The organism is Oscillibacter valericigenes (genome assembly GCF_016902445.1).
Lineage (GTDB): Bacteria > Bacillota > Clostridia > Oscillospirales > Oscillospiraceae > Oscillibacter > Oscillibacter avistercoris.
Map to the genome: position 1 here is coordinate 43,412 of NZ_JACSNX010000019.1, position 9,026 is coordinate 52,437.

Annotated in this window: 8 protein-coding genes; all 8 read left to right on the forward strand. The window is 63.8% G+C overall.

What is annotated here, in order from left to right; all coding sequences use genetic code 11:
- Nucleotides 1-25 precede the first annotated feature (25 nt).
- The 8 genes from mscL (at nucleotide 26) to H9X91_RS11045 (ending at nucleotide 8,449) form a co-directional block, all read left to right on the forward strand.
- The gene (gene mscL / locus H9X91_RS11010; protein WP_204805063.1) at nucleotides 26-439 is read left to right on the forward strand and encodes a large conductance mechanosensitive channel protein MscL; all 414 of its coding nucleotides are present in this window, start codon (nucleotides 26-28) and stop codon (nucleotides 437-439) included.
- Nucleotides 439-1,134 carry a 16S rRNA (guanine(527)-N(7))-methyltransferase RsmG gene (gene rsmG / locus H9X91_RS11015; RefSeq protein ID WP_204805065.1) on the forward strand — a complete coding sequence of 232 codons (696 nt, stop codon included), beginning with the start codon at nucleotides 439-441 and terminating at the stop codon, nucleotides 1,132-1,134. Before mscL ends, rsmG begins: the two co-directional genes overlap by 1 nt.
- A gap of 35 nt (nucleotides 1,135-1,169) precedes the next feature.
- Nucleotides 1,170-1,922 (forward strand): septum site-determining protein MinD, encoded by a 753-nt coding sequence (gene minD, locus H9X91_RS11020; RefSeq protein ID WP_204805066.1) that lies wholly within the window; start codon nucleotides 1,170-1,172, stop codon nucleotides 1,920-1,922.
- A 15-nt stretch (nucleotides 1,923-1,937) separates the two neighbouring features.
- On the forward strand, nucleotides 1,938-2,351 hold the full coding sequence (locus tag H9X91_RS11025) for a methylglyoxal synthase (protein ID WP_204805067.1): 414 nt from the start codon (nucleotides 1,938-1,940) through the stop codon (nucleotides 2,349-2,351).
- A 538-nt stretch (nucleotides 2,352-2,889) separates the two neighbouring features.
- The gene (gene hisS / locus H9X91_RS11030; protein ID WP_204805068.1) at nucleotides 2,890-4,245 is read left to right on the forward strand and encodes a histidine--tRNA ligase; all 1,356 of its coding nucleotides are present in this window, start codon (nucleotides 2,890-2,892) and stop codon (nucleotides 4,243-4,245) included.
- Between the two features lie 129 nt (nucleotides 4,246-4,374).
- The gene (locus tag H9X91_RS11035; protein ID WP_204805069.1) at nucleotides 4,375-4,869 is read left to right on the forward strand and encodes a hypothetical protein; all 495 of its coding nucleotides are present in this window, start codon (nucleotides 4,375-4,377) and stop codon (nucleotides 4,867-4,869) included.
- Nucleotides 4,870-4,962: 93 nt separating this feature from the next.
- Nucleotides 4,963-6,738: an aspartate--tRNA ligase gene (gene aspS, locus H9X91_RS11040; RefSeq protein ID WP_204805070.1), complete on the forward strand. Its 1,776-nt coding sequence runs from the start codon at nucleotides 4,963-4,965 to the stop codon at nucleotides 6,736-6,738.
- Nucleotides 6,739-7,264: 526 nt separating this feature from the next.
- Complete coding sequence (locus tag H9X91_RS11045; RefSeq protein ID WP_204805072.1) at nucleotides 7,265-8,449, forward strand: glycoside hydrolase family 3 N-terminal domain-containing protein; 1,185 nt, start codon at nucleotides 7,265-7,267, stop codon at nucleotides 8,447-8,449.
- Nucleotides 8,450-9,026: the final 577 nt, after the last annotated feature.

Sequence of the window (9,026 nt, forward strand, 5' to 3'; positions counted from 1 at the left end):
GCATATCTTCACACAGGAGAATCCCATGTCTCATCTAAGCCAAAAGACCACCGGCTTTCTGGCCGAATTCCGAAAGTTCATTGCCCGGGGCAATGTGATGGACCTGGCCGTCGGCGTCATCATCGGCGGCGCATTCAAGGGCATCACAGACTCCCTGGTAAATGACATCCTGAACCCGATCCTGGGCATTTTTGCCGGGGACAATGCGGCGCTGGCCGCTCTGTCCATCCAGCTGCCCGGAGGAGGTGCCCTGATGCTGGGCAGCTTCCTCAACGCCGTTCTCAACTTCCTGATCATGGCCTTTGTGGTGTTCTGCATCATCAAGGCGCTCAACCGCCTTCACAAAAAAGAGGAGGACGCCACTCCCCCGCCGCCCCAGCCCTCCCGTGAGGAACAGCTGCTGATAGAGATCCGGGACCTGCTGAAAGAGAGGACATGATGGAGCAGTATCTGCAATCCGGTCTGGCGGCCATGGGGCTTCCTGCGGACGGGATCCCCGCCCTGTGCAGGTATGGGGAGCTGCTGCTGGAGACCAACAAGGTGATGAACCTCACCGCTATCACAGAGCCCCGGGACGTGGCTGCCCTCCACTTTCTGGACAGCGCCGCCCTGCTGACGCTGGAGGACTTCCACGGCAAGTCCGTGGTGGACGTGGGCACCGGCGCCGGCTTCCCCGGCCTGCCCCTGCGGATCCTGGAGCCCACCATCCGGCTGACGCTGCTGGACTCTCTGGGCAAGCGCGTCCAGTTTCTGGAGTCGGTCTGCCGGGAGCTGGGCCTCACGGATGTATCCTGCATCCACAGCCGGGCGGAGGAATTTGCCGGCGCCCACCGGGAATCCTATGACCTGGCGGTCTCCCGGGCGGTGGCTGCCCTGCCGGTGCTGTGCGAGCTGTGCCTGCCCCTGGTGCGGCCCGGCGGGAAGTTCCTGGCCATGAAATCCGTGGAATCCGATCAGGAGCTGGCCTCCGCCGGACACGCCATCGCGACCCTTGGCGGGGCCGTTGCAGCGGTCCGGGACTATGTGATCCCCGGAACACAGGTGCGGCACCGGCTGATCATCGTGGAAAAAGCGAAAAAAACCCCGGAAAAATATCCGAGAATGTTTGCAAAAATCAAGAAGAATCCATTATAATACATTTATGAGCAAGTAGCATGGGAGGTGCCGTCATGAAGTCTCCGGGGCAGTGCATTGCCGTCGTGTCCGGAAAGGGCGGCACCGGAAAGACATCCTTTACCGCCGGAGTCGGCGCGGCGCTGGCACAGTCCGGCCGCCGGGTCCTCTGCCTGGACTGCGACATCGGCCTGCGGAACCTGGATCTGGCACTGGGGCTCTCTGACCGGACGCTGATGGACTTCTCCGATGTGGCCCAGGGCCGCTGCACGCTGGATCTGGCCGCTGTGGAGCATCCAAAGGTCCCCGGCCTGTTCCTGCTCACGGCCCCCGCCCGCCTGCGGGGCCGTCCGGTGTCGGAGGCCCAGATGACTGCCCTTCTGCAGGAGGTCCGCAAACAATTCGACTTCTGCCTGCTGGACGCCCCGGCAGGGCTGGGCACCGGCTTCCAGCTGGCCACCTGCGGTGCGGACCGCTGCGTGGTGGTGACCACGGCAGACGCCTCCTCCCTGCGGGACGCACAGCATACGGTGATGGAGCTGGACCGGTTTCCCGCCGGCACCCTCCATCTGGTGGTGAATCGGGTGCGGAAGAAGCTGCTGCGCCAGCTCCACGCCACCATTGACGATGCCATCGACAAGGCCGGCCTGCCGCTGCTGGGGGTGGTCCCAGAAGACGATGCCCTGCCCCTGTGCATGAACAGGGGCGTACCCATCCTGCTGGCGGACGGCCAGAGCGCCGCCTCCGCCTACCGCAATATTGCGAAACGCCTCCAGGGGGAACGGGTCCCTCTGCTGCGGATCAGATAGAGAAAGGAGTCTTTCATGAATATCGCCCTCATGTCCCACGACAACAAGAAGGAGCTGATGGTGCAGTTCTGCACCGCCTACGCCGGTATTCTCTCCCACCACAACATCTACGCCACCAACACCACCGGCCACATGGTGGCCGACGCCACCGGACTGAACGTCCACTGCTTCCTGTCCTACGCCCACGGCGGCAGCCAGCAGATCGGGGCCCGCATCGCCTACAACGAGTTCGATCTGGTGCTCTTCTTCAACGACCCTAACAACGAGGCCATGGCGGGGGACATCTCCTACATCTCCCGCCTGTGCGACAAGAACAACATCCCCTTTGCCAGCAACATCGCCACGGCGGAGGTGCTGGTGCTGGGCCTGGCCCGGGGCGATCTGGACTGGCGATGCATCGTCAATCCCTCCAACCGCCCCATCGCTTGACATTTTCCCCAAAAACGCATACAATCACTGGAAGCAACCGAGATACCGCGCGGATGCCGCAGCAGTACTCCAATCGCCGGCCCCACAGAGAGGGGCGCACCGCTGAGAGCGGCCCGGCCGGCCTGGACGAAGGACAGCGGCGGAGCGGGGGCGGAGACGCCCACGGCACCCTCCCCGTACCACAGGAGGCAAAAGGAGGCCCGCAGGGCCTTGAATTTGGGTGGCACCACGAAGCGGAAGACGCTCTCGTCCCAAAGCCAGGGGACGGGAGCGTTTATTTTTCCGCCTCCACACAAGAACCCCAAGAAAAGGAGCGATCACCACGGCAAAAATGACCCCCCGGACCCTGTCCGGCTTTATGGAGCTGCTGGCCCCACAGAAAGCTCCGCTTTCTCCGGGGACCCCGTGATCAGACTCAAATCGCCCGAAGTGAATTCGGCCGATTTCAAGGTTTCCGCCTGCGGCAGAAACGCTTGGACGCCGCACTTGCGGCGCATTCCGGGCAGCAGCCCGCATCCCACGAAAAGGAGTTTCGACGATGGCAAAAATGACCCCCCGGACCCTGTCCGGCTTTATGGAGCTGCTGCCCGGACCGCAGCAGCAGATGGAGCGGATCATGGAGATCCTGCGCCGCACCTATTCCCTCTACGGCTTCACCCCCCTGGACACCCCCGTCATCGAATCCAGCGAGGTGCTGCTGGCCAAGGGCGGCGGCGAGACGGAGAAGCAGATCTACCGCTTCCAGAAGGGCGACGCGGACCTGGCCCTCCGGTTCGACCTGACGGTCCCCCTGGCCAAGTATGTGGCCCTCCACTACAACGACCTGACCTTCCCCTTCCGCCGGTACCAGATCGGCAAGGTCTACCGGGGCGAGCGGGCCCAGCGGGGCCGGTTCCGGGAGTTCTACCAGGCGGACATCGACATCATCGGAGACGGCAAGCTCTCCATCATCAACGAGGCGGAGATCCCCGCCATCATCTACAAGACCTTCTCCGCCCTGGGCCTCAAGCGGTTCCAGATCCGGGTGAACAACCGGAAGATCCTGAACGGCTTCTATGCCATGCTGGGTCTCACGGAGAAGTCCGGCGACATCATGCGCACCGTGGACAAGCTGGACAAGATCGGCCCGGAGAAGGTGAAGGGCATCCTCACCGGCGACTTCGCCGTGGCATCGTCCGACGCCGACGAGATCCTGAAGTTCATCGCCATCTCCGGCGGGAACGAGGCCGTCCTCTCCGCCCTGGAGGGCTACCGGGGCCGGAACGAGACCTTTGACCAGGGCCTGGAGGAGCTGAACACCGTAGTCCGGTACCTGGCGGACTTCGGCGTCCCGGCGGAAAACTTTGCCGTGGACCTCACCATCGCCCGGGGCCTGGACTACTACACCGGCACCGTCTACGAGACCACCCTCCTGGACCACCCGGAGATCGGCTCTGTCTGCTCCGGCGGCCGGTATGACAACCTGGCGGAGTACTACACGGACCGCCAGCTCCCCGGCGCGGGCATCTCCATCGGCCTGACCCGGCTGTTTTACGTGCTGGGGGAACAGGGCATGCTGAACCCGGACCTGCCCACCGCCCCGGCGGACGTGCTGATCCTGCCCATGACCGAGGACCTGTCCCCCGCCATCTCCCTGGCCACCCTGCTGCGGGAGAACGGCATCCGCACCCAGCTCCACTGCGAGGAGAAGAAGTTCAAGCAGAAGATCGCCTACGCCGACAAGCTGGGCATCCCCTATGTGATCTTCCTGGGAGAGGACGAGATTGCGGGCGGCGTGGTGGCCTGCAAGGACATGGCCACCGGCGAGCAGACCAAGCTGGAGCCCGCCGCCACCGTCTACCGGATCAAGGCCGGCCTGGCGGAGCGGGAGAGGGGCACGGTCATCCGGGAGTGACCCCCTGCCCCGCAGAGATGCTCTGACACCAGATCTCACCTGTAGAGACAACAAAATCGTGCCCTCAAACAGTCCTAATAGAAATATTTTCTGTTAAAAATACAAACGGTATTTGTGAGAGGTGCTTTTATGAAGACCCGGAAGCTCGTCTGGGTACCTTTGCTGGCCCTGGTCCTGCTGCTGGCCGCCGCGATCTGGTACAGCCGTCCGGTAACATTGCCGGACCTGCTGGGGGACCAGGCCCCCCAGCAGATCAACATCCTGGTCCGGCCCCTGGGGGACCAGGCTCAGGAGCCGGAGACTTCCACGGTGTCGTTGCCCCTCACCTCCCCGGAGGGGGCGGCCCTGCTGGAGCAGCTCCAAGATCTCTCCTTCCGCCGCTCCCTGGCAGACCCGCTGATCCGGCCCCTGGCCGAGGCGGTGAACGCCAGCCATGGGTCCGTCTCCTATGAGGCGGGAGACTGGATGTTCTCCCTCTCCCTCACCGGTACAGACAGCGATTTCGCCGTACTGAACTTCACCGTCCGGGAATGGTCTTACGCCCCGCCGGGGCAAATGGAACTCTACTCCTGCTCCGTCCCGGACAGGGAGGCCGTTGGCAGGGCCCTTGGGGAACAGCTCTAGGCTCTGGCAGCGGAGCATGATCCCAATTCTTAACATCTTTTATATAAATTTCTATTTGTAATCATATTTCCACACAGAAAGGAATCCACAATCATGACACAGAATCGTACCCATACCTGCGGGGAGCTGCGGCTCTCCGACGCCGGCAAGGCCGTGAAGATCTGCGGCTGGCTGGAAAACCTCCGGGAGGTGGGCAGTGAGCTGGCCTTCGCCGTGGTCCGGGACTTCTACGGCACCACCCAGGTGGTGGCGGAGACTGCCGACATGGTGGCCCTGCTGAAGTCCATCAACAAGGAGTCCACCATCTCCGTGGAGGGCACCGTCCGGGAGCGGGACAGCAAGAACCCCAAGCTGCCCACCGGCGACATCGAGGTGGTCCCCAGCAAGATCGAGGTGCTGGGCCGCTGCCAGCACAACGAACTGCCCTTCCCCATCAACCGCAGCCGGGAGGCCGACGAGGCCACCCGCCTGAAATACCGCTATCTGGATCTGCGGAATCCGGAGGTGAAGAACAACATCATCCTCCGGTGCAGCGTGGTGGCCGCCCTGCGGCAGGCCATGACGGAGCACGGCTTCCTGGAGATCACCACTCCTATCCTGACCGCCTCCTCCCCGGAGGGCGCCCGGGACTATCTGGTGCCCGCCCGGAACCACCCCGGCAAGTTCTACGCCCTGCCCCAGGCCCCCCAGCAGTTCAAGCAGCTGCTGATGACCTCCGGCTTTGACCGGTACTTCCAGATCGCCCCCTGCTTCCGGGACGAGGACGCCCGGGCGGACCGGTCCCCCGGCGAGTTCTACCAGCTGGACATGGAGATGGCCTTTGCCTCCCAGGACGACGTGTTCGCCGTGCTGGAGGACGTGCTGCCTCCCATCTTCGCCAAGTACGGCAAGTATGACCGGGCCAGCGGCGCGCCCTTTATGCGCATCCCCTACACCGAGGCCATGGAGAAGTACGGCTCTGACAAGCCGGACCTGCGCATCGACCTGACGGTGCAGGACGTCACCTCTGTCCTGGGTGCCTGCGGCTTCGGTCCCTTCGAGGGGAACGTGGTCAAGGCCGTGGTGGTGTCCGACTTCCATGAGACCCGGAAATTCATCGACAAGACCCTGGCGGACGTGGAAGTCGTCTCCGGCGGCAAGCCCTACTGGTTCCGCCTGGACGAGAACGGCGAGATCGTGGGCGGCATCGCCAAGTTCGTGAACCCCATCAAGGAGCAGGTGATCTCCGCTCTGAATCTGAAGCCCAACGACTTCGTGGCCCTGTCCGCCGGCAAGCTGGGCGCCGCCCAGAAGACCGCCGGCGTGCTGGTGAAGACCCTGGGCGCCGCCGTCCCCGGCCATATGGACAAAGAACAGTATGCCTTCTGCTGGATCGTGGACTTCCCCATGTACGAGATCGGCGAGGAGTCCGGCGAGCTGGAGTTCTGCCACAACCCCTTCTCCATGCCCTCCGGCGGCCTGGAGGTTCTCTTGAAGGCCGAGCGGGGCGAGATCGATCCCCTCAGCATCACCGCCGACCAGTACGACCTGGTGTGCAACGGCGTGGAGCTCAGCTCCGGCGCCGTCCGGAACCACGACCCGGAGATCATGATCAAGGCCTTTGAAATGGTCCGCCTGGGCGAGGAGGACGTGAAGGCCAAGTTCCCGGCCATGTACAACGCCTTCACCTACGGCGCGCCGCCCCACGCGGGCATCGCCCCCGGCGTGGACCGCATGGTGATGCTCCTGGCCGGCGAGGATTCCATCCGGGAGATCATCCCCTTCCCCATGAACAAGAACGCCCAGGACATGATGATGAGCGCCCCCAGCGAGGTCACGCAGAAGCAGCTGGACGAGCTGCACATCGCCATCGTCAAGCCGGAAGACTGACCTCTCTGCAGATTTCCCCGCGTGACCTCGCAGCGCGCCAGTGGCGCGCCGCGCGTGAGCGCGTTCAAGCATTTTCCCAAAGGGAAAATCTTGGGCCGGACGGGCTCTGCCTGTCCGGCCTTTTTTCAATCCGGGGCCCCCATGCGGCCCCGCCGCATGGGGATCACCCAGAAGCAGCTGGACGAGCTGCACATCGCCATCGTCAAGCCCCAGGAGGAAACCCAAAAGGCTTAGGAACTATAAAACAGGCGGATCGCATTCTGCGGTCCGCCTGCTTCCTGTCTTGAGTCAGGACGTTTCTCCCGCCGGCCAAAGTCTGTCAAACCGCTGGGCCGGTGGTCTTCTGCCGCCGCAGTTACCGTCTCCAGGGCGTCTCTTCTCTCCCTGAGACGCCCCGGCAGAGGGATCACTGCCATCGGCATCGCAGCCGTCCGGATTCCGCCGCAACCCGGTAACCGTCTTTTCTTTCCCTCGAAAATGTGGTACACTGCTGATATCTGTACCTCCCATCTGGAAAGGAGCACCTATGAAACGCTTTTTGACGGCGGCACTGGCCGCCCTGCTGCTGTTGTCCCTGGCCTCCTGCGGCGGCACCCCGGCGGATGATGTCCCGGAAATGCCTGATGCCGACACCCAGCCCCAGGAACAGGATACCCCGCCAGAGCCCACACCGGAAGAACTGGCCGCCCAGGAGGTGGAGGACCTGCTTGCCTCCATGACTCTGGAGGAAAAAGTGGGCCAGCTGTTTTTCGTCCGGGTGCCGGACGCGGAAGCGGTCTCTGACGTGAGCACCTATCATCTGGGAGGCTACATCCTCTTCGGCCGGGACACAGCGGACCAGACTGCCGACAGCCTGATCCAGACCATCCAGAGCTACCAGGACGCCGCCGCGGCGGATACCGGCATCCCGCTGCTGATCGGTGTGGATGAGGAGGGCGGCACGGTGGTGCGGGTCAGCTCCAATCCCCATCTGCGGTCCGCCAAATTCCCCTCCCCCCAGAAGGCCTACGCCTCCGGCGGCATGGAGGCGGTCCTGGCGGATACCCGGGAGAAGGACCTGCTCCTCTCCGCCCTGGGCTTCAACGTGAACCTGGCGCCGGTGGCAGACGTGTCCACTGACCCAAACGACTTCATCTATGACCGGACCCTCGGCCAGGACGCCAGCGCCACGGCGGACTTTGTGTCTCAGGTGGTCACCCAGATGTCAGCGGACGGCCTGGGCAGCGTTCTAAAACACTTCCCCGGCTATGGGAACAATGTAGACACCCACACCGGCATCGCCGTGGACCAGCGGCCGCTGGAGACCTTCGAGGCGTCAGATTTTCTTCCCTTCCAGGCGGGCACAGAGGCGGGCGGCGGCAAGACCGCCGTGCTGGTCTCCCACAACATCATGGCGGCGGTGGATGACACCCTTCCCGCCTCCCTGTCTCCGGCGGTCCACGACCTGCTGCGGGAGCAGCTGGGCTTTGACGGCGTGGTGATGACCGACGACCTAGCCATGGAGGCGGTGGCCGCCTACTCCGCCGACGGCGCCGTGGCGGTCATGGCCCTGGAGGCCGGGAACGACCTGGTGATCACCAGGGACTACCGCACGCAGATCCCCAAGGTCATCGATGCGGTGGCAAGCGGAGCGCTGGCGGAAGACACCATCGACACCGCCTGCCGCCGGGTGCTGACCTGGAAGCAGGAACTGGGGATGATTGGAAGATAACCCCCCCGGGGTAGATTCGGGCCGCCGGAGGTTGGCCACGGGAGTTCTGCTCCCGCAAGGGCATTGTCCATGCGGGATGCGCCCCCCATTGTCGTCGTCGCAAAGTCCGCTCAGCTCTGTTTCCGCCTGCGGCGAAAACTGCGCCCGCTCCCTTGCTCCTCCTCTCCCCACCGCGCGGGGCGCGGTGGGGGCCCCGCATAAAGACATCAAAAAGAGAATGCGCCGCGCCCGGTGGAAAAGAAAAAATGTTCGGCGGGTCGGTCTGCGCCAGCGCAGACCTCCTGCCGCCGGCGGGGGAAGGTTGGCGATCCCTTGCGGCAGTCAGGGACAGAAACGCCCGGCCCTTGGGGAGACCTTTAGCCCGGGGAAGTTTGGGATACCTGCTGCTCCTCTTTTCGCTGCCGCTGGCCGGTTGTTGATGAAGGCTTCAGCATAGGACAACGCAACACCTTCTACGACCGCCAGGGGAGCGCGTAGCGACTGCGCAGCCGTTGGCGGCTCTGCCGCTTACGGATGCGGCGTGCCCCTTGCGGGCAAGCGGAACGCGCGGAAGGAGGAACCATTGGAACACTGGTGA